Annotated in this window: 15 protein-coding genes and 1 pseudogene; 5 read left to right on the plus strand and 11 right to left on the minus strand. The window is 33.1% G+C overall.

All coding sequences use genetic code 11. From position 1 onward, the window contains the following. Positions 1-76: 76 nt before the first annotated feature. Positions 77-1,339 carry a Y-family DNA polymerase gene (locus tag HMPREF2580_RS06850; protein WP_044466273.1) on the minus strand — a complete coding sequence of 421 codons (1,263 nt, stop codon included), beginning with the start codon at positions 1,337-1,339 and terminating at the stop codon, positions 77-79. Positions 1,340-1,496: 157 nt separating this feature from the next. On the opposite strand from HMPREF2580_RS06850, the gene HMPREF2580_RS06855 reads away from it, so the two are divergent. After that, positions 1,497-1,682: a 2-hydroxymuconate tautomerase gene (locus tag HMPREF2580_RS06855; RefSeq protein WP_070831462.1), complete on the plus strand. Its 186-nt coding sequence runs from the start codon at positions 1,497-1,499 to the stop codon at positions 1,680-1,682. Positions 1,683-1,778: 96 nt separating this feature from the next. Here the strand turns inward: HMPREF2580_RS06855 and HMPREF2580_RS06860 are convergent, their stop codons facing one another. Continuing rightward, positions 1,779-2,771 (minus strand): LCP family protein, encoded by a 993-nt coding sequence (locus HMPREF2580_RS06860; protein WP_002442751.1) that lies wholly within the window; start codon positions 2,769-2,771, stop codon positions 1,779-1,781. Positions 2,772-2,907: 136 nt separating this feature from the next. Between HMPREF2580_RS06860 and msrA the strand changes: the two genes are divergently transcribed. Further along, positions 2,908-3,411 (plus strand): peptide-methionine (S)-S-oxide reductase MsrA, encoded by a 504-nt coding sequence (gene msrA / locus HMPREF2580_RS06865; RefSeq protein ID WP_037541434.1) that lies wholly within the window; start codon positions 2,908-2,910, stop codon positions 3,409-3,411. Positions 3,412-3,462: 51 nt separating this feature from the next. Here msrA and mprF read toward each other — a convergent pair whose 3' ends face one another. The 6 genes from mprF to parE all read right to left on the minus strand — a co-directional run bounded on the left by mprF (position 3,463) and on the right by parE (position 14,785). Continuing rightward, positions 3,463-5,985 (minus strand): bifunctional lysylphosphatidylglycerol flippase/synthetase MprF, encoded by a 2,523-nt coding sequence (gene mprF, locus HMPREF2580_RS06870; RefSeq protein WP_070831465.1) that lies wholly within the window; start codon positions 5,983-5,985, stop codon positions 3,463-3,465. Positions 5,986-6,302: 317 nt separating this feature from the next. After that, the gene (locus HMPREF2580_RS06875) at positions 6,303-7,517 is read right to left on the minus strand and encodes an AI-2E family transporter (protein WP_002442748.1); all 1,215 of its coding nucleotides are present in this window, start codon (positions 7,515-7,517) and stop codon (positions 6,303-6,305) included. Between the two features lie 158 nt (positions 7,518-7,675). Further along, on the minus strand, positions 7,676-8,527 hold the full coding sequence (gene glcT, locus HMPREF2580_RS06880; RefSeq protein WP_070831469.1) for a glucose PTS transporter transcription antiterminator GlcT: 852 nt from the start codon (positions 8,525-8,527) through the stop codon (positions 7,676-7,678). A gap of 184 nt (positions 8,528-8,711) precedes the next feature. After that, positions 8,712-10,175 (minus strand): glutamine transporter AlsT, encoded by a 1,464-nt coding sequence (locus HMPREF2580_RS06885; RefSeq protein ID WP_002442744.1) that lies wholly within the window; start codon positions 10,173-10,175, stop codon positions 8,712-8,714. Between the two features lie 216 nt (positions 10,176-10,391). Beyond that, the gene (gene parC, locus HMPREF2580_RS06890; RefSeq protein ID WP_002442742.1) at positions 10,392-12,794 is read right to left on the minus strand and encodes a DNA topoisomerase IV subunit A; all 2,403 of its coding nucleotides are present in this window, start codon (positions 12,792-12,794) and stop codon (positions 10,392-10,394) included. After that, positions 12,791-14,785 (minus strand): DNA topoisomerase IV subunit B, encoded by a 1,995-nt coding sequence (parE, locus tag HMPREF2580_RS06895; protein ID WP_083321690.1) that lies wholly within the window; start codon positions 14,783-14,785, stop codon positions 12,791-12,793. The genes parC and parE overlap by 4 nt, the downstream gene beginning before the upstream one ends. A 208-nt stretch (positions 14,786-14,993) precedes the next feature. On the opposite strand from parE, the gene plsY reads away from it, so the two are divergent. Both plsY and HMPREF2580_RS06905 read left to right on the plus strand, forming a co-directional pair. Continuing rightward, on the plus strand, positions 14,994-15,602 hold the full coding sequence (gene plsY, locus HMPREF2580_RS06900) for a glycerol-3-phosphate 1-O-acyltransferase PlsY (protein WP_002442738.1): 609 nt from the start codon (positions 14,994-14,996) through the stop codon (positions 15,600-15,602). 205 nt (positions 15,603-15,807) lie between these two features. Next, positions 15,808-16,104 carry a HesB/YadR/YfhF family protein gene (locus HMPREF2580_RS06905; protein ID WP_070831475.1) on the plus strand — a complete coding sequence of 99 codons (297 nt, stop codon included), beginning with the start codon at positions 15,808-15,810 and terminating at the stop codon, positions 16,102-16,104. A 48-nt stretch (positions 16,105-16,152) separates the two neighbouring features. On the opposite strand, the gene menI is transcribed toward HMPREF2580_RS06905, so the two are convergent. The 3 genes from menI to HMPREF2580_RS06920 form a co-directional block, all read right to left on the minus strand. Next, positions 16,153-16,620, minus strand: coding sequence for a 1,4-dihydroxy-2-naphthoyl-CoA hydrolase MenI (menI, locus tag HMPREF2580_RS06910; RefSeq protein WP_070831478.1), 468 nt, complete (start codon positions 16,618-16,620; stop codon positions 16,153-16,155). 133 nt (positions 16,621-16,753) lie between these two features. Further along, positions 16,754-19,468 (minus strand): aconitate hydratase AcnA, encoded by a 2,715-nt coding sequence (acnA, locus tag HMPREF2580_RS06915; RefSeq protein WP_070831480.1) that lies wholly within the window; start codon positions 19,466-19,468, stop codon positions 16,754-16,756. Between the two features lie 292 nt (positions 19,469-19,760). Further along, complete coding sequence (locus HMPREF2580_RS06920; protein ID WP_070831482.1) at positions 19,761-21,401, minus strand: BCCT family transporter; 1,641 nt, start codon at positions 21,399-21,401, stop codon at positions 19,761-19,763. A gap of 214 nt (positions 21,402-21,615) precedes the next feature. On the opposite strand from HMPREF2580_RS06920, the pseudogene mscL reads away from it, so the two are divergent. Continuing rightward, positions 21,616-21,972 (plus strand): annotated as a pseudogene (mscL, locus tag HMPREF2580_RS06925) (large conductance mechanosensitive channel protein MscL). Positions 21,973-22,011: the final 39 nt, after the last annotated feature.

A 22,011-nucleotide genomic window follows, 5' to 3' on the forward strand; every position in this document is an offset into this window, starting at 1 on the left:
TCCCCTAAAATATTGCAGAACTTTTTTGCTTGCAACTATTTTTAGGGGATTTTTTAATGTCTCTATTATTCATCACCTACATTTTATGTCCAGCCATGAGACCTAATCGACCATGCTTTGTTCCAGCTTCAGTATAGGAAGTAGCTTTAGAAACAATACCTTTGCCATACTTCAAATGTAAATGGTCAATTGTTTTAGCAAGTTTTTCATCTCTTTTGCGTTCATATTCGTCGATAAATAAATTAAGTTGGCGATCTTGCTCATCAACAAATTGTGTCAACGATATACTTAACGTTCTATAAAGTGCATTTTTATCACATAATCGATTGGCAAAATAATTAACCACCTTGAAAATATCCCTTTCTAAATTTGTAGGATCTTCCAAAGTATATTGTTTGTGTACGCCTCCTTCATCAGCATAACCAAAGGAAAAATGAATTGTACGTGCTAATTTTTTTTGTGCTCTTAAACGACTTGCTACATCTTCAATAAGTTCTTGCATGACTACTTTCGATTCTTCAAATTGATAATCTCTCATTAAAATTTGACTTTTACATATTGAAGGGTTTGTAACTTTATATTTTTCTCTTACTTTGCTTTGATCAATACCATTAGCATGTAAATGCATATCTACGCCTAACACACCAAAATCTCGTTTCAAATAGCGATATGGATATTTTGCTAAATCTCCAATCGTAAATATGCCCCTTTTGTTCAACTTTGCCTCCGTACGTCTATTAATTCCCCAGAAATCTCTTAAAGGTTGAATTGGCCATAACTTTTCAGGTACATCTTGATAGCGCCACTCCGCAATTCCATCTTTGGTATGCTTTGCCTCTATATCCATAGCTACCTTGCTCAATAGCATGTTGGAGCCTATCCCAACAGTACAATGAATACCTGTCTCTTCTAATATTTCTTTTTTTAATCTTTCACAAAATGCATAAACCGTGGAACTAAATCTATGATAACTATCAGTAATGTCCATAAAGAATTCGTCAATACTATATTGATGTAAATCTTCGGGTGGCACATAACGTAAAGCAATTTTCGAAATAGCAACAGAAACATTCAAATATTTTCTCATACTTGGATTAATAATATAAATATCACTACGATGTGGTATTTCAAAAAGTCTTGAGCCTGTTTTAATCCCAATTTCCTTCAATTTTGGTGTCGCTGCTAATACCACTGAACCTTGTCTTTTAGTATCGGCTACGACTGCCAATTTCGTTTCTAAAGGATCTAACCCCTTTTCCATACACGAAACACTCGCAAAAAAGCTTTTCTGATCAATACATAATACATCTCTATCCTCTAATAGATTATAGTCATACATAACTACGCCTCCCTTACAAAATCCATTATATACGAACGTGAGTTCTCATTCAATAAAAATAGGAACGAATGTTCTGTTTTATTATGAGCAAACCTTCAGATAACTTTCATGCTATACTAAAGAAGAACATTTCAATTCATTAAGGAGGATGTTATATATGCCTATCATCAACGTGAAATTATTAGAAAGACGTACAGATGAACAATTAAAAAATTTAGTGACTGAAGTGACTCATGCTGTTGAGAAAACAACGGGAGCAAACAAAGAAGCGATACATGTGGTCATTGAAGAAATGGAAAAGAGTCACTATGCAGTTGGCGGAGTAAGAAAATCTGATCAATAAAACGCAAAATCCCTGAAACACGAAGCAGGTTATCATATCTACTTCGGTCTCAGGGATTAAATTAATTTTTATCAATTATTTATTTTTCTCATCATCTTAGTTATTATCATCAAAGAACTCTTGGATTGCTTTTTTGTTCTTCTCTTTATCGATTTGCAGTGCACTTCCGTCATTATTCGTATTAATATCTTGATACGTATTCTTAACAGGCACTGTTAAAGATTTAACATCTTTATCTCCTCGAATACCAAAACTTAATCCAGTTTGGAAAATAGCTGAATTAGGCATGTCCGTATTAACATAACCTCTCAAAATACCTGCAACTTTCGGCAGTTTTGCAACTGTATTAAAATTCACTAACTCTTGTTTTAAAGTTTGCATTACTTGTTGCTGGCGTCGAACACGACCGAAATCGCCTTCTGCGTCATGACGGAATCTTGCATAACCTAATAACTCTTTACCATTTAATCTATGATGTCCTTTTTTCAATGATACTCCTATATTGGCAGACATATCCTTTTCTACATCCATAGGAACACCATTAGGTTCTAATTCATCAATCATTTTTTCAAATCCGGTAAAATCTACAACTGCATAATATTCAGGATTGATACCTAAATTTTTATTAAGTGTTTTTCTTAATAGTTCAGGGCCACCCAGTGAGTAAGCAGCGTTAATCTTATATTTGTCATATCCCGGAATATCTGCATAAATGTCTCTCATAACAGACATCATTTTCATTTTTTTATTTACATAATCATATTGCATGACCATGATTGAGTCAGTACGAGATTTCCCGCCTTGTGCTTTATCCGCACCAAGTACAAGCACAGAAATCTTACCATCATTTTTTACGGCGCCATTAAATTTATGCACCTTGACATCTTTTGCATGTTCTTTAGCATATTTCATACCACTATTGTATTGATGTACGATATATACAATGAGTGCAATAAGAATGATGAGGAAAATTAAAATGATAAAAGGTAATTTGCGTAGTCGTTTGTTCTTTCGTCGCCTAGAAGGTGTCGATGTTGTGCCTGTGTGACGTCGATACTCTGTTTCTCTATTATCCTTCTGTTGTGTCATATTTACCTACCTTATATCTTCAAAATTACATACCTATATACTATAATTAATATGTATTAACGTTATAGAAAAAGTATTCAAATTGCAAGAGTTTTTTTAACAAATGGTACTAAGGTCCAATGAAAGGATGTCACAAATGAACATTAATACGGCATACTTTGCTGGTGGCTGTTTTTGGTGTATGACTAAGCCTTTTGACACATTTGATGGTATTGAAAAGGTCACTTCTGGTTACATGGGTGGACATACTGAGAATCCAACATACGAAGAAGTAAAAACCGGTACTACTGGTCACTTAGAAACAGTAAAAATAGAATATGATGTAGCTCTTTTTTCATATCATAAACTATTAGAAATATTCTTTTCCGTTATTAATCCATTAGATGAAGGTGGACAATTTCAAGATAGAGGTTCTCAATATCAAACAGCTATCTTCTATTCCAATAAAGATCAAAAGAAATCAGCTGAGGAGTATATTGAAAAACTTCAAGACAGTTTAAACGCCGACAAAGCGATAGCGACTCGAATCTTACCCGCTTCAACATTCTACGAAGCAGAAGCATACCATCAAGATTTCTATAAAAAGAATCCCGAACGCTATGCAAAAGAACAACAAGATAGAGCAAATTACTATAAATAAGATAAATAGCGATTGTAATGAATAAACAAATTCACTACAATCGCTATTGTTTTATTTATGTCTAATGACTCTCATAACTTTTAACATACTTTCCCACAAGGAACTATCCTTTCGATAAACTAAAAATCTTGGTTCCCAGTTAGGTCCATACTTTTCCTTATAACGTCTTAAACCTTGGAATCGATATAATCCATTGAAATGCTCGAACACTCGTCCTGCTAGACGTTCTCTTAAATAAGAATAATGTAATTGCCCCACATTTGAAAGTGTAGCCATTCCCATATTAAACGCTTTATATCCCTTTTCTTGACCCCATAACAACATATGAAGATAAAGTCCGTCCATTAGAGGCAGATCAAGTTCAGGAAGCCATCTAATTAAATCCACAGAAATAGCATCGTTGAAATGTGTCGGCATCAGACTACAAAATGCAATCATCTTACCATATTGATCTCGCATGACACCAATTGGCGCTTTAGAGAGATAAGGTTGTGTAAATTGTCCTACAGAAAAATGCATTTCATCTCGTCCATCTAACCATCTATCACTGACATATTTAAGTTCATTAAAGAAATCTTGTGAGAACGGTGGTTCAATAATTTCAAAAGAGATATTTAAATCCTCAATTTTGTTTAAAGTTGCCCTAAAGCCTCGACGTTTTTTACCAGAAGTCGTGAAAGTGGTTAAATCAATAATTGCTTCCTCTCCCAATTTGAAAAATTGATTTCCAAAATTGTGATAAAGTGGCATGTGACGATCACTAATTTGATAGAAAATAATATTGTAACCACGATATTCAGCAAATTGATAAAATTTTTCCAATAAAGATTCAAATGTGTTGGGATCTCCAATTGGATCGCCTAGTACTACTAAAGTGTTAGATTTATAACGGTACATAAGAAATGATTTTTCATTTTCATCGATAAAACAATCTTTATCTCCACTATAAACAAGATGACTCAAATAATTCCCACCATATTCATGAATAATCGACTCACAAATTGATACATCAGTCATACGATGAGGTCGCTCGAATTTATAATCGAAAAGCCACGCAATTAAACCAACAATGATAATTACAATTAAAATCGTAATCCAGAAGTAATATCTTAATAACGACGTATCTACTTCTATGTGATAAATATCTAATGCATAGAGTGTTTCTGCAATTAGAAAATGATTTAAATATAAAACAATCACACTTACTATTAACATTAAAACTAACTTTCTGAAACGGAAAGGACGTTTAAGGACTTGCGCACGACGATAAGCTAAAACTAATAATACAAAAATAAGCACAAGCCAAGTTAATAATAAGAACGACGCATACGTGTAAATTGTAGCTGCAACAATTAATATAATAGAAATCATCGCAAAGATAATCGCACGTCGACTCTGTTTAAAAATACCTCTCACGTTCAAGATAAGTAATAAACAAGCACTCGTATGAATGGCTAAAGTGATATAGTAAGCAAAGTGATTATCATCATATAAGCCGTCATAAACAATCGTTAAATTATTAATAAAGAAAATCAAACTTGTTAAAAATACTAATGTTGCTAATGAAAATGAAGGTATTTTAGCTAAAATGTCTTTCTGATAAGATCTTAAAAATGACGTGAAATCTTTCGCAGGAACATAATATTTCGAACCTTCAATATATTTCTTAGCAGTTGTACCAAATTCAAAGGTAGATAATACCAGTGCAATAAGTACTGGCACAAAATAATACGCAAATCGATAAAGTAGTAAAGCTAAAAGTATTTTTTCTTCAGATACGCCTAAAGATTTAAGACCAAGTAATAAAACTAAATCAAAGGCCCCAAATCCACCTGGAATAAAACTGACTAAACCAGATAATGCAGCAATGACGAAAATACCAATAAACGTCATAAATGAGACGTGAATACCAACGATAAGTGCAGCAAAGTAAAGCACTGTAGCTGCCGCCATCCACTCTATACAAGATACAAGTGTACAATAAACACCCATATAGCGATTAGACTTATCCGCCGGTTTAACAATTGTATAAATAATAAATATTGGGAGGAATAACGCCACAATATATAAAATCCAACGCACCCATGTGATTTTGTCCATCATGTGTGATGCATTAAATACATGAAGAACGACTAATATGGACAAGAGACTAAGCCCGGTTAACATGGAAATTAATATAATTGAGATATAGTGAACGAGCTTTTTAGTATCATTTGTATAATTTTTATATACGAAAGCCCTAACCCCTGCGCCAATAAAGCCACCGAAACCGACAATCGCATTTAAAGCATTGATAATATAACTTACTCTTAATACTTTCGGTATCGGCATTTGTAATTTTAATGATTTGACTAAAATGATGTCATACAGTGACAGAAGAATCAGTGAAGCACCGCCACCTGCAAATAATAAAACAAGCCACACTCGATTAATTTTGCCAAATTGCATCAAAGTATCCTTAAAGTTTATATGCGATAGCTCACGATACAATGTGAAGATGACAAAAATGAATAACGCTGTGGCAAAGATAAATTTTAATATGGAAAATAATTTACTTTTTAATTCTTGAGTCATTTTTTCACTTCAATTCTAATTTAAATCTATTACATGTCAAAATATATCATAAAGCCAGCCGTTATAGAATATAAATTGATAGATATGTATCTAACAGAATTGTAATGCAAAGAAAGATTACATGAATTTGATGAAAATTTTATGCAAAACAGGTAAGTGAATCCTTCAAAACAACTTGTTAGACACTCATTTTTAATAAAAAAAGAGCGGAACAGAAATATAATTTAACAAAATTATATTCGTCGTCCCGCTCCCAACTTGCGCTGTTTTAAGACTAATATATTAAATGATGTCTCAACCTCGATTAAACACCACAACTAATCAGTAATTTCTTCTTCTTGTTTAATACTATAATCCCCAGCATCTTCCCCATAATAACGGTTATATCTACGTTTAAATAGTAAGAAGATATGAGAAACTAATACTTTTAATACAGCATAAAATGGAATACCAATAATAACACCTACAACACCCATTAAGTTACCTGCACATAGCAAGATAAATATAATTGTTAATGGATGAATTTTTAACGTTTTACCCATTACGTTAGGTGAAATAAAGTGTCCTTCAAAGAATTGAACAAGTGTCCATACAATGGCTAACTTAAGCAACATTAATGGAGAAGTAATAATTGCGATAACAATAGCAGGCGAAATTGCGATTGTTGGTCCCAGATATGGAACAACACTTGTTACGGCTGCAATACTTGCTAAAACTAAGGCATATTTTAATCCAATAATGGAATAACCTATAAATAATAAAACACCAATACAGAATGAAACGATAATTTGTCCTTGAATATATGAACCAACTTGAACGCTCATTTTTTCAAGTAAATCATGGAAGTCTTTTCTGAATTTTGGAGGCATAATTTTTGTAGTATAGTCTTTGAAGCGATGACCATCTTTTAACATAAAGAATAAAACGAAAGGTGTCGTTACTATAACTACGCCTACGTTTGCTACAGCCTCTGCAAATGATGCAAGTTTCGAACCAAAGCCATCAAAGTAATCTGATAACATCGATGGAATTTTCTTCTGAGCTGACTCTAGCCAATCATTAATTTGGCCCATATAGCCAGATAGAAGTGAATTATTTGTAATCTTATCTACTGATTGAGTGATCTTACTTAAATAATGTGGAGAGTTCTTAATGAAACTCTCTACTTGTGAACCAATTAATGGAATAAGTAAGTTCACTATCAATGTAATAATACCTACTATAGCAACATAGATAATTGTAATACCAAGTAATCTAGGTATTCGATAACGTTCCATTAAATTCACAATTGGATTAAATAAATAGAATAAGACTAATGAAACGATAATAGGTGCAGCAATCGTGTTAAAAACAATTATAAATGGTTCAAACACATAAGACACTTTATCAAAGATAAAAATGACTATACCTAGTAACACAAGTGCAGTTAAACCGTAAATAAGGTCATTGCCACCTAAAAATCTCATAAATCTTGATTCAGAAAAGCTAAAAATATGTTTTTTCTTTTCACTGGACTTATTTTCATTTGTCATTAAATTCACCATACCTTACATTTATAAGTCAATTGATATTGAGATTTGTATTAAGTTAGATTAATAAACGAATTTGTTTAAAAATACAATAATCATCATAACACAAAACAATTAAAGTTAATCATATTTGTTTGAAAATAGTAAAATAAATGATTCATTCATCGTTTGATATTTATTTGTGCTTCAAAATGATAAATATGTAATGCGAGATATACAATCTCAGATTCATCTATAATGACGTCAAATTGTCTTTGAATCATTTTCAATATTTTATAAGCAGTATTAAAACATTGCGGATAAAGTTGCTTAACCATAGAAATAAAATTGTCCTGAGCAGCGACATTTTCACCTTTAGTTAATCTATAAATTAAAAATTGTATGTGTCTGATAAAACGCTGATATTGAATTGTAGTTTTATCAATTTCATGATTTAAATCCGTTTCAATAATTGTCATAATTTTACTTATCAATTTATTAATTACTGATATATCATGCATGGATAAAACTTCAGAATTAGAAGCTATATGCAAAGCTATAAAGCCGATTTCATCTTCAGGAAAATGGACATCTAATGTCTGGTTCAAATTATTAATCACTTGTTTAGCAATTTGATAAGCATCACTATATAAATGTTGTGTTTCTATTGCAAAAGGATTAGAAATCACTTGATTTTGTTTTAATCTTTTATATGCGAAAATAATATGATCCGTGAGGGCTACAACTAAACTTTTATCATCAGTTCTAATCCCAGCATCAGAGATAATATTAACTGATTCAATTACTGCCTGGACAACGTGGTCTTCCCCCATTTCAACCAACGTTTGATAGTGTTCTTTTTGTTGTTTTTGTTCTAATTTATAAACCTTTTCAATGGAGGCACTGTCATCTAAAGTCATCCCCACTTTCTTATTAAACCCAATCCCTTTACCAATTAAGACAACTTCATGATTATCACTTGTGCATATGATGACGTTGTTATTTAGTGTTTTGGTTATCTCATATCTACTCATCATAATCACCTTTCTATTATCATTAGTAAGATTATAATGCTATTTTTTGAAAATGAAAAGCGACTTATGAAGGCACATATGTATCATTCACAAAGTGAAATTGTACAACAAAATATATAACTCGATATAAAAAAAGAACGACTTGATAAGCATATGAATGCCTCAAGTCGTTACGTTTACTTCATTATTTGTGATTACGAGGTATCTTACCTTGTTGTCCCCATGATTCAATACCAAATAAGTTGATTTCTAAATTTTCAGGTTTAAATACAGGTTTCTTACCTTCTTTACGTTGTTGCTGATAATCTTTCATCACAGCGAAGGCTATATTAGATAATCCGATAATCGAAATAATATTTACGATAGCCATTAATCCCATAAATAAGTCGGCAGTGCTCCAAACCGTTTCAGTTTTCGCAACTGCACCAATAAATACTAAAAGAACAACTAAACATCTAAAGATAAATAATACTGCTTTATTTTTAGATAAAAATTCGATGTTTGATTGACCATAATAGTAGTTACCAACTACAGATGAGAATGCGAATAAAGTAATTGCAACTGTTAAGAAAATACCGCCAGCAGAACCTAAATGTTCATTTAGTGCTGATTGTGTAACAGCCACACCTTGAGGTGCATTTTCTCCAAATTTCAAGCCAGAATATAACAGAATCATAATGGCTGTAGCTGTACAAACTAACATTGTATCAAAGAACACACCTAATGATTGAATTAAACCTTGTTTAACTGGATGCGGTACAGCAGCTGTTGCTGCAGCATTTGGCGCAGAACCCATACCAGCTTCATTTGAGAATAAACCACGTTTAATCCCTTGAAGTATAGCTGCACCTACAGCACCACCAGTGACTTGTTGTATACCAAATGCACTTTTAATAATAGTGCCAATCATTGGAACGATTTGATCAATATTTAATAATAAAATAACGAGTACCATTCCTATGTAAATGATTGCCATGATAGGTACGATGAGTGATGATAATGTTGCAATGCTTCGTACACCACCAAAAATGATAATAGCAGTGATAACCGCTAAGATAATACCAGTTATAACAGGACTCACATGGTATTGCGTATTTAGAGACTCTGCGATTGTATTAGATTGCACTGTATTAAATACAAACGCAAATGTAACCGTAATTAATGTCGCAAAGACAATACCTAACCATTTTTGGTTCAACCCTTTTGTAATGTAATAGGCTGGACCACCACGGAAACCGCCCTCTTTATCATGCACTTTATAAACCTGTGCTAATGTTGCTTCCATAAATGCACTTGCTGCACCAATAAATGCGATAATCCACATCCAAAATACTGCACCAGGTCCACCTAAAACGATCGCCGTAGCTACACCGGCAATATTACCAGTACCTACACGTGAACCAGCACTAATCGCAAATGCTTGGAAAGGTGATATTCCTTTTTTACCACTACTTAATGTCTCAGGTTTCTCAGTGAGTGCTCTAAACATTTCAGGCAACATTCTTAATTGGACAAATTTAGAACTAATTGTAAAGAAAAATCCTGCTGTTAATAGTAATCCAATAAGATATTGCGACCAAATCAAATCATTCCCGACTTGAACAAAAGATTTAAACCAGCCAGGAATCAAATTATCGAAATCTTGCAAATCGAATCCCTCTCATCCTCTTAAATTTATTCTCTTAAACGCACCAAGAGATTTATGCTACTTTTTTATCATCAAAAAAGTTTTACTAGTACTGAATCAGTACCGTATACCTAACTTTTTGAATCCTCAAATTAAACATAAATCCCTTGTGAATTTTTTAGTTAAGATTATTAAGAATAATTTTATCATTTTATTATGCGATTGCATATACTTTTTTTATTCTAAAACCATACTTACAACTTGTCCAAATTCATCTACATCGATGATAAATGAACCATTCGTATATTGTTCAGACAGATGAACATCAGTAATACTGCCCGATTCTTCATTACTATTTGAGAAAATTGTGTACGTTTCTTGATTTTCTCTCACTACAGCTGCATCGACAATGCGGTGTGGATTTTTCTTCAGCTCTTTTAATAAAGTAATACCGCGTTGAGCACGTTTCGCTGCTTGAAGCACTTTATAGCTAATACGTTTAATAGCGCCACGTTGTGTAACCATAATGATTGAATCAGATTCATTTACCTCTTCAGTCATCACCACATAATCTTCATCTTTAAGATTAATAGATTTAACACCTGCTGCTCTTAGACCTGTGTCTGATAATTCGGCTGTAGAATATGTAAGTGACATACCTTTATTAGTAATTACCGTGATAAGCTGATCCGATTCTAAACGTACCACATTGATTATTTCATCTTTGTCTTTCACTTTCATACCTACAAGTGGCTTATTGAATCTTGTTGTTTTAAATTGAGAGACACTACTCTTCTTAATCATTCCATTTCTTGTTGCCATTACATAGAAAGCATCATGATTAAAATCTTTTTCATTATAAACATTAATCACTTGCTCATCTTCGTCGATAGGAACAATTTGTGAAACGTGTTGACCTAATTCTTTCCAACGAATATCAGCTAACTTGTGTACTGGAATAAATAGATAACGTCCTTTGTTAGTAAATACTAATACTGTATCTTGAGTATTTACTTCTTGATATTTTAACAATCTGTCTCCGTCTTTTAATCCAATTTCAGTCACACCGCTCGCGTTAAAACTACGAGTAGATGTACGTTTGATATAACCGTGACGAGTAATACTTAAAATGACTTCCTCACTAGGAACCATAACCTCTTTATCGATTTTAATTTCAGAAATCTCAGCTTCAATTGCTGATAAACGATCTACTTTGAATTTTTTCTTAATCTCATTGAGTTCGTCTTTGATAACTGTTAATAACGCGTCATGATCATCTAAAATATTTCTTAATTTTTTAATTAATGCTTCTAATTCGTCATGTTCTTCTTCTAGTGCCACGATATCCGTATTAGTTAATCTATACAATTGTAGCATGACGATGGCTTCTGCTTGTGCTTCAGTAAAATCAAACTCAGCGACTAAATTATCTTTAGCATCTTTTTTGTTCTTAGAATTACGAATTAAAGCAATCACTTCGTCTAAAATAGATAAAGCTTTCATTAAACCTTCAACGATATGCATACGTTTTTCTGCATGATCTAAATCATAACGAGTTCGATTAGTGACAACTTCTATTTGATGATTTAAATAGCTTTCAATAATTTCTCGTAATCCCATTAATTTAGGTCTACCATCACTAATAGCGACCATATTGAAATTATAAGAAATTTGAAGATCAGAATTTTTATATAAATAGTTTTTAATCGATTCACTATTTACATCTTTCTTCAATTCGATAGCAATACGTAAACCAGTTCTATCTGTTTCATCTCGAACTTCTACAATACCGTCAACTTTTTTATCTGCACGAAGTTCATCAATGCGTTTAACTAAACTACTTTTATTTACTTCATAAGGTATTTCAGTAACAATAAGTTGCTTTCGTCCACTTCTTAACTCTTCTTCATCTACACGTGAACGAACGACTATTTTACCTTTACCAGATTCATAAGCTTTCTTAATACCATCAACACCCTGTATGATGCCACCTGTAGGAAAGTCAGGACCTTTAATATATTTCATTAATTGACTCACAGTGATATCAGGGTTATCTATGTATTTCAAAGTAGCTTGAATGACCTCTGCTAAATTATGAGGTGGAATATCTGTAGCATAACCAGATGAAATACCAGTAGAACCATTAACTAGAAGATTCGGGAATCTTGAAGGTAATACCATTGGTTCTAAAGTTGTATCATCATAGTTTGGAATGAAAGATACAGTTTCCTTATTAATATCGCGTAGTAATTCTTCAGATAACTGGCTTAATTTAGCTTCTGTATAACGCATAGCTGCAGGCGGATCGTTATCAATACTACCGTTATTACCATGCATTTCAATAAGTACGTGACGTAGTTTCCAATCTTGGCTTAAACGTACCATTGCATCATATACTGAAGAGTCGCCATGAGGGTGATATTGTCCAATAACATCCCCGACTGTTTTAGCACTTTTACGGAAATTCTTATCAAATGTATTACCACTTGAATACATTGCAAATAAAATTCGACGTTGTACTGGCTTTAATCCGTCTCGTACATCGGGTAATGCACGCTCTTGAATAATGTATTTACTATAACGACCAAATCGGTCACCGATAACATCTTCAAGTGACAAGTCTTGAATTATCTCACTCAATTCGTTTCCTCCTCAATATATTCTTCGTTCTCTAATACTTGAACTTCTTTATTATCTAAGATACTTTGATCTTCTTGCATACCAAACTCTACATGGCTTTCAATCCATTCACGACGTGGTGCAACTTTGTCGCCCATTAGTGTCGTTACACGTTTAGATGAGCGCACTTCATCTTCAACCTGTACACGTATTAATGTACGCGTCTCTGGGTTCATTGTTGTTTCCCATAGTTGTTCCGGATTCATCTCACCTAAACCTTTATATCTTTGTAATGTAAAGCCTTTACCCAATTGCTTTTGTAATTTTTCTAATTCATCATCCGTCCATGCGTATTCTACTTTTTTAGATTTACCTTTTCCTTTTTCCAATTTATATAAAGGAGGCAACGCTATAAAGACACGACCTGCTTGTACAAGTGGCTTCATGTATTTGAAGAAGAATGTTAATAGTAATACTTGGATGTGCGCACCATCTGTATCCGCATCGGTCATAATAATAATACGATTGTAATTACTATCTTCAATTTTAAACTCATTACCTACACCAGCACCAATTGTGTGAATGATTGTATTAATTTCTTCATTCTTAAAGATATCTTCAAGACGTGCCTTTTCTGTATTAATAACTTTACCACGAAGCGGTAAAATAGCTTGGAATTTACGGTCACGCCCTAGTTTAGCAGAGCCACCAGCAGAATCGCCCTCTACAAGATAGAGCTCATTTTTATCAGTGTTTTTACTTTGAGCAGGTGTTAATTTACCAGATAGTAATGTATCTTTGCGCTTGTTCTTTTTCCCAGAACGTGCATCTTCACGTGCTTTACGTGCAGCCTCTCGAGCTTGTTGCGCTTTAATAGCTTTTTTAACTAATGATTTAGAAAGTTGTCCTTTTTCCTCTAAGTAGAATGGCAATTTCTCAGATACAACTGAATCAACAGCACTTCTAGCTTCAGAAGTACCTAATTTAGATTTAGTTTGGCCTTCAAACTGTAGTAATTCTTCAGGGATACGTACAGAAATGATTGCAGTCAATCCTTCACGTATATCATTACCATCTAAGTTTTTATCTTTTTCTTTTAATTCATTAATACGACGCGCGTAGTCGTTGAACACACGTGTCATCGCAGTTTTAAACCCAACTTCATGTGTTCCGCCGTCTTTCGTACGAACGTTATTTACGAAACTTAGAATACTCTCAGAATATTGATCGTTATACTGGAAAGCAACATCTACTTCAATATTGTTCGCTAATCCTGAAAAAGTAGTAACGTCATGTAGTACTTCTTTACCTTCATTGACATAACTAACAAATTCTTTAATACCTTCTTCGTAATGGTAAACTTCTTCACGTTCTTTACCACTACGTAAATCAGTAAGCGTGATTTTTAAATTTTTTAATAAAAACGCAGATTCTTGTAAGCGTTCACTTAAAACATCAAAATTAAATGACGTTGTCGCCTTAAATATCTCTGGATCAGGTTTAAAAGTGACTTTCGTACCCGTCTTTTTAGTTTTTCCTTTTTTATTCAAACCTGTTGCAGGCATTCCACCATCTTTAAAACTTTGAGTATAAATATTTCCATCTCTATGTATTTCAACTTCTAACCATTCACTCAAGGCATTAACAACTGAGGCACCTACACCATGAAGACCACCTGATGTTTTGTAGCCGCCTTGACCAAATTTACCCCCAGCATGCAAAATCGTGAAAATGACTTCAACAGTTGGTTTACCAGAGGCATGGATACCTGTAGGCATCCCACGTCCATTATCTTCAATTGAAATACTGTCATCTTTATTAATAGTTACAGTAATTTCATCACCATAACCGTTTAATACTTCATCGACGGAGTTATCGACAACTTCATATACGAGATGATGTAATCCACGTTTATCAGTTGATCCTATGTACATACCAGGTCTCTTTCTAACAGCCTCAAGGCCTTCAAGCACCTGTATAGAATCATCTGAATAAGTATTTTGTTTATTCATTGCCAATGATTTCGCCCTCCTACAAACGTACGTTCGTTTTTAAAACTATACAATAGTTATTCTTATATAAATTGGCTTAAATTGCAAGTATCATTTATATAATCAAGTTGTTTTGATTGCAGTAATTCAATAAATTGAATTATCAATGTTCTAATTGTTTATGAATATGGTAAAATGAAGCTAAGTCACTAAAGGATGTGTAAGTTTTATGATGATTGTCGTCATGTTAGTTTTAAGTTATCTTATCGGTGCATTTCCAAGTGGATTAGTAATTGGAAAGTTATTCTTTAAAAAGGATATTAGACAATATGGGAGTGGCAACACTGGAGCAACAAATAGCTTTCGTGTTTTAGGGAGGCCAGCTGGTTTTGTAGTAACATTTCTAGATATTTTCAAAGGATTTATTACAGTCTTTTTCCCATTATGGTTCCCAGTACATGCGGACGGAGTGATTAGTACTTTCTTCACTAACGGGTTGATTGTAGGGTTATTTGCAATTTTAGGCCATGTGTACCCTATCTACCTTAAATTTAATGGTGGCAAGGCTGTAGCTACAAGTGCTGGAGTAGTACTTGGCGTTAATCCAATTCTACTCTTAGTCTTAGCAATTATATTTTTCAGTGTTTTGAAGATATTCAAATATGTTTCATTATCTAGCATTATCGCTGCTATTAGCTGTGTCATCGGCTCTCTTATTATACATGACTATATATTGCTCGGAATGAGTGGACTTGTATCAATTATACTCATTATTCGACATAGAACAAATATTGTTAGAATTTTTAAAGGTGAAGAACCTAAAATTAAATGGATGTAACTTAAAATTTGAAATTCAACACTAGAGGTATGCTTACTTCTAGTGTTTTTATTTTCAAAAATTATAGAACGGCTAAACTCAGTGTTTTTTTAATACGCTTGTAGGCTGTATAAATTATCTTTACATTTGTGATGTGCTATAATGCGAATATTATTAAGGATTTAAATTACATTTTAAATATAATTAATACTGAAGGGGTGAAAAAATGAATATTGAACTTACAGATAAAGCGGTTAATTGGTTCAAAGATGAACTTGATTTGCCAGAGGCTAATAAAGTACTTCAATTTTATGTAAGATATGGTGGAGAATTTCAACTTAAACAAGGATTTAGCCCTGCGTTTAATGTCGAGCAACGAGAAGATATAGAAATAGGTTTTGAAAAGAGCTACAATGGTTTAAATGTTGTTGTAGCTGAAAAAGACTTATGGTATTTCCAAGATGATGAAATCAAGGTAGATGTTGTGAATCATGAAGATGAAATATCATATAGTAAAAAGTAAAAAAAACGACCCGCTTTTGAATCACTCAGAAGCGGGTCAATTTAATATTTATAAATTTTCGAGGCCATTTTTAACTTCTGCATCTTTACCTTCTTGATTGAATTCGGAAACTTTACTATAAGTTTCATGCCATTCAGGGAAGTAACGATCTAGACGAATAGGTCTAAAATTATCAGCTTTCATACAAATTAATTCAGTTGATCCTGTAGTTGCAAGTTCACCTTTTTCATTGTAAACCTCATAACAATATAAAGAACGTAGTCTTGAATACTTTTCAACCCATGTTTTAATCGTTACTTTTTCAGGATAAAAAATAGATTTCTTATACTTGATATTTAAATCAGTTACAGGAGAAATGATACCTTCTTTCTCCATATCAGCATAGCTAAATCCCAGTTTTCTTATGTAGTCTGTTCGAGCAACCTCAAACCATGTAGCATAGTTTCCATGATAAATAACTCCCATTTTATCTGTTTCTTGGTACCTCGCTTCAATTTCAGTCAAACTATAAATCATATTAATAAGTCCTTCTTTCAACTTTTGTTTCTTAGTTATATTGTAAGCATAACACAAAGAAGCCGTGCCAACATAAACGTTAACACGGCAAGTGGTTCAACTTAACACATACTTAAATTATGATGAAATAAGATTATTGTGCTAATTTATTTCTTAGTACCATTTGTAAGATACCACCATGACGATAGTAATCTAATTCTACTAATGAGTCGAAACGTACGATAGCTTCAAAGTCTACAACATCGCCATTTTCTTTTTTAGCATGAACTTTAACTAAGTCATGTGGTTGAACATCTTCAGTAATATCTACTGAGATTTCTTCTTTACCATCTAAACCTAATGACTCTGCAGAATCACCTTGTTGGAATTGTAATGGTAAAACACCCATCATTACTAAGTTTGAACGGTGAATACGTTCGTAACTTTGAGCAATAACAGTTTTAACACCTAATAAGTTAGTACCTTTAGCTGCCCAGTCACGAGAAGATCCCATACCATAATCATTACCTGCTAATACAGCTAATCCTGTACCATCTTCTTTATATTTCATTGCAGCATCATATATTGGCATAATTTCTTCAGTTGGCCAATAAGTTGTGAAGCCACCTTCAGTACCTGGAGCTAATTGGTTTTTAATACGAATATTTGCAAATGTACCTCTTACCATTACTTCGTGGTTACCACGACGTGAACCATATGAGTTAAAGTCACGAATAGGTACATCATGATCTAATAGGTATTTACCTGCTGGTGTATCTTTACCGATAGCACCTGCTGGAGAAATATGGTCAGTTGTAACTGAATCACCAAATTTACCCATCACACGTAAGTCTTTAAGTGGTTCAATTGTTCCTGGTTCTTTAGATAAACCTTGGAAGAATGTTGGATTTTGAATGTATGTTGAATTTGGATCGAAATCATATAATGGTTCATCAGTAACATCGATTTCATTCCACATTTCATTATTATTATATACATTTTTGTATTCTTCTAAGAATAATTCTGGAGTAACGACACTATCAACAGTATCTGAAACTTCTTTAATTGAAGGCCAGATATCTTGTAAATAAACATCTTCTCCATCTTTGCCTTTTCCAATAGGTTCATTTTGTAAATCGATATCTACCGTACCAGCTAATGCATAAGCAACAACCAATTGAGGTGAAGCTAAGTAGTTAGCTTTTACTAATGGGTGGATACGACCTTCGAAGTTACGGTTACCAGATAATACTGAAGTTACTAATAAATCTTCGTCCGCAACTGCTTTTTCAATTTCTGGTAATAAAGGACCTGAGTTACCGATACATGTAGTACAACCATAACCTACTAGGTTGAATCCTAAATCATCTAAGTATTCTTGTAAGCCAGAATCTCTTAAATAACCTGTAACAACTTTTGAACCTGGTGCTAATGAAGTTTTAACGAATTCAGGTACTTTAAGACCTTTTTCAACTGCCTTTTTAGCAACTAAACCTGCACCTAACATAACGTAAGGGTTAGACGTATTTGTACAAGATGTAATTGCAGCAATTGCAATGTCACCAGTTTTCATTGTTGAAGTTGAACCATCATTGAATTTAATTTCTGCTTTCTTATCAAATTCACTGTCATCTAAACCATGACCTTGGTTGCCTGCAGGAGCAGTAACAGATTTTTCAAATTCAGTCTTCATGTCACTTAAGAAAATTAAATCTTGAGGACGTTTAGGACCAGATAATGAAGCTTCAACTGTAGATAAATCTAAGTCAATAACATCAGTATATTCTGGGTCTTCTTTTTCAACATCAAAGAACATATTATTTTGTTGTAAATATTCTTTAACTAATTCAATATGGTCATCTTTACGACCAGTTAATTTCATGTATTTAAGTGATTCTTCATCTACTGGGAAGAAACCACAAGTTGCACCATACTCAGGTGCCATGTTAGCAATTGTAGCACGGTCAGCTAATGGTAAATGTTGTACACCAGGACCGAAGAATTCTACAAATTTACCGACCACACCTTTTTTACGTAACTCTTCAGTAACACGTAAAGCTAAGTCAGTTGCTGTAGAACCTTGTGGTAATGAATTAGTTAAACGTACACCGATTACTTCTGGAATTGGGAAGTAAGATGGTTGACCTAACATACCAGCTTCAGCTTCGATACCACCAACGCCCCAACCTAATACGCCGATACCATTGATCATTGTAGTATGAGAGTCAGTACCAACTAAAGTATCTGGGAATGCAGTTTGTTCACCATCAACGTCACGCACGTGGACAACATTAGCTAAATACTCTAAGTTTACTTGGTGTACGATACCTGTTGCAGGTGGTACAGCGTTATAATTATCGAAAGCTTTAGTAGCCCAGTTTAAAAATTGATAACGTTCATAGTTACGTTCAAATTCTAATTTCATATTTCGTTCTAAAGCATCAGGGTTTGCATAGCTATCTACTTGTACTGAGTGGTCAATAACTAAATCAACTGGTACTTCAGGGTTAATTTTATTAATATCTCCACCCACATCATTCATAGCTTTACGTAATGATGCCAAATCTACTACTGCTGGCACACCTGTAAAGTCTTGCAAGATTACTCGAGATGGTTTGAAAGGTACTTCACCTTCGTTACCTTCGTTACCTTCTTTACCAAATTCACTTAATGATTTAATGTGATCGTCAGTAATTACAAAGTCGTCTTCTTGACGTAATACAGATTCTAACAAAACACGAATTGAGTAAGGTAATTTTGAAATTTTAGTTAAACCTTTTTCTTCTAATGTCTTTAAATCATAGTAAGTGTATGACTGGCCATTTAATTGGAAATGTTTCTTTGCTTGTTCTTTAAAATTAGAAGCCATTTAATATCCCCCTTGATATTTCTATATATTTATATGCCGTTAATTAAATTGTATTATTATATGTTTATCAAAACAACTGTGTAACATCATAAAAGACACTATTTACGTTTCGCATTTTTAATCAGGTAGTATAAGTAAAAGTTATCATTGACTGTTAGTGCAATAAGTAAATATTATTAATTGAGAATGGTTATCAATCCCAATTAAAATGAACCTTTTTGCTTTTCAAAAAATTTAATAATAAAAAAACCTATAGTATGAATTAATTTTCATACTATAGGCTAAAATTTAACTATTCTTCTTTTTCTTTATTTCTTCTAGCTTCTCTTTTTTCAAGAATATCTGACTCATAATCTTCTTGTTGATATTTAACATAATCTTGTAATCGATGTTTATTTGGAGTCAGTGTTAAACCAAGGAACTTACGTTCTTGATTGGCATCTTTATAGAAACTAATCATCATCATTATGACGACGAACGAGAATGGGAAGGCACTAATAATCGCAGCACTTTGAATAGAATTCAACGCTTTTGAACCATCACCGCCACCAGCTAGTAACAGTACGAATGCAATTAGAGCTTGTGCAATACCCCATGTAACTTTAACTAAACTACTTGGATTTAGAGAACCAAATGTTGTTTGCATACCTAAAACGAAAGTAGCTGAGTCCGCAGAAGTTATAAAGAATGAAGCAATTAATAATAATGCAATGATAGATAGTACAGTACCTATTGGCATATGATTAAAAACACCAAATAGTTGCGTTTCTGGTGACATTTTGAATAATTCAGGATGTTTTTTACCTGTTTCAATACCTAGTACACCAAACACACTGAACCATACAAAGCTTACTAAAGCTGGAACTAATAATACACCTGAAATAAATTCTCGGATTGAACGTCCTTTTGATACACGGGCAATAAATACACCAACAAATGGACTCCAACTTAGCCACCAACCCCAATAGTAAAGTGTCCAAGTAGACATCCAATCACGTTTTTGGCCATTTAAAGCTGCAGTATCAAAACTGTTGAATAAGAATGTATTAAGTAAATTACCAGTTGAACTAGTAAACATATTGAGTATTAAAACTGTAGGTCCAATAATTAATGTAATAATCATTAATATAGCACCTAAACCAATATTTAAGTTACTTAAATATTGAATACCTCTACTTAAACCAGACCATGCACTTGAGATGAATAAAATAGTTACAACTACAATAATGATTCCTTGGACTAATGTATTGTTAGGAACTTTAAATAGGTAATTCAATCCACCATTAATTTGTAAAGCTCCCATACCTAAGGAAACTGCTACGCCGACTAAAGTAGCAAAGACAGAAAGAACGTCGATGAATGTCCCAATAGGTCCTTCAACTTTATCTCCTAAAATCGGACGTAGTGTTCTAGAAATCAACCCAGGTTCATCTTTACGGAATTGTGCATATGCTAAAGCTAATGCAACCACACCGTAAATAGCCCATGCATGGAATCCCCAATGGAAGAATGTTGATCTTAAAGCTTCAGTATAGGCTTGAGTTGTTTTAGGATCAGCTGTTGGGGGCGCAGCAAAATCGGCCATTGGTTCAGCAGCACCATAGAAAACTAATCCTATTCCCATACCAGCACTGAATAACATTGCGAACCATGAAATTGAGTTGAATTCAGGTTTGTCATGAGGTTTACCTAACTTAAGTTTGCCGATTGGGCTGAAAATTAGGAAGATACAAAAGAAAACAATAATCGTAGTAAGAATTAAGTAATACCAACCTAATTTATTAGTAATCCACATTTTAATAGCATTTGTAATGCCATCAAACTTCTCAGGCCAGATTGCACCTATGAGTACGACTATAGCTACTATAATCGAACTATAGATGAATACAGAAGAAAACTTCTTATTCCCTCTTTTTTGAGAAGAAGAATTCATAATTAATTACTCCCTTCATCCAAATATTTAATTTTCAAAGTAGTAAAATTAAATAATTATATTTTTATCTTAAAAAATTTAACTTTACTAATACACTTCTACTAGGATATCAAACGTCTTTTTCATAATCAAATTTGCATAAATATAGTATTTGCTAAATTTATTATATGTTGTATAATTAGTCTTACATTTTACATAGAAAGGGACTATACATATGTTAAAGGAATTTAAAGAGTTCGCCCTTAAAGGTAATGTATTAGATTTAGCCGTTGCCGTAGTAATGGGCGCAGCATTCAATAAAATTGTCACTTCATTAGTTCAGTTCATCATTATGCCTTTAATAGGTAAAATCTTCGGTTCAGTAGATTTTGCTAAAGATTGATCTTTTTGGGGCATAAAATATGGTCTTTTCATACAATCAATCATTGATTTTATAATTGTTGCTTTTGCTCTTTTCATCTTTGTAAAAATTGCTAATACAATTATGAAAAAAGAAGAAGAAGAGGAAGAAGTAGAAGAAAATACAGTATTATTAACTGAAATCAGAGACCTATTAAGAGAAAAAAATTAATAAACATTTGAGGTTGGGACATAATTAATTGTCTCAGCC

It is taken from the genome of Staphylococcus sp. HMSC036D05 (genome assembly GCF_001836225.1).
Lineage (GTDB): Bacteria > Bacillota > Bacilli > Staphylococcales > Staphylococcaceae > Staphylococcus > Staphylococcus caprae.

Coding starts and splice junctions, on each gene's coding strand:
- HMPREF2580_RS06850 (WP_044466273.1), bottom strand. CDS start 1,339: ATGTATGACTATAATCTATTAGAGGATAGAGATGTATTATGTATTGAT.
- HMPREF2580_RS06855 (WP_070831462.1), top strand. CDS start 1,497: ATGCCTATCATCAACGTGAAATTATTAGAAAGACGTACAGATGAACAA.
- HMPREF2580_RS06860 (WP_002442751.1), bottom strand. CDS start 2,771: ATGACACAACAGAAGGATAATAGAGAAACAGAGTATCGACGTCACACA.
- msrA (WP_037541434.1), top strand. CDS start 2,908: ATGAACATTAATACGGCATACTTTGCTGGTGGCTGTTTTTGGTGTATG.
- mprF (WP_070831465.1), bottom strand. CDS start 5,985: ATGACTCAAGAATTAAAAAGTAAATTATTTTCCATATTAAAATTTATC.
- HMPREF2580_RS06875 (WP_002442748.1), bottom strand. CDS start 7,517: ATGACAAATGAAAATAAGTCCAGTGAAAAGAAAAAACATATTTTTAGC.
- glcT (WP_070831469.1), bottom strand. CDS start 8,527: ATGAGTAGATATGAGATAACCAAAACACTAAATAACAACGTCATCATA.
- parE (WP_083321690.1), bottom strand. CDS start 14,785: ATGAATAAACAAAATACTTATTCAGATGATTCTATACAGGTGCTTGAA.
- plsY (WP_002442738.1), top strand. CDS start 14,994: ATGATGATTGTCGTCATGTTAGTTTTAAGTTATCTTATCGGTGCATTT.
- HMPREF2580_RS06905 (WP_070831475.1), top strand. CDS start 15,808: ATGAATATTGAACTTACAGATAAAGCGGTTAATTGGTTCAAAGATGAA.
- menI (WP_070831478.1), bottom strand. CDS start 16,620: ATGATTTATAGTTTGACTGAAATTGAAGCGAGGTACCAAGAAACAGAT.
- acnA (WP_070831480.1), bottom strand. CDS start 19,468: ATGGCTTCTAATTTTAAAGAACAAGCAAAGAAACATTTCCAATTAAAT.
- HMPREF2580_RS06920 (WP_070831482.1), bottom strand. CDS start 21,401: ATGAATTCTTCTTCTCAAAAAAGAGGGAATAAGAAGTTTTCTTCTGTA.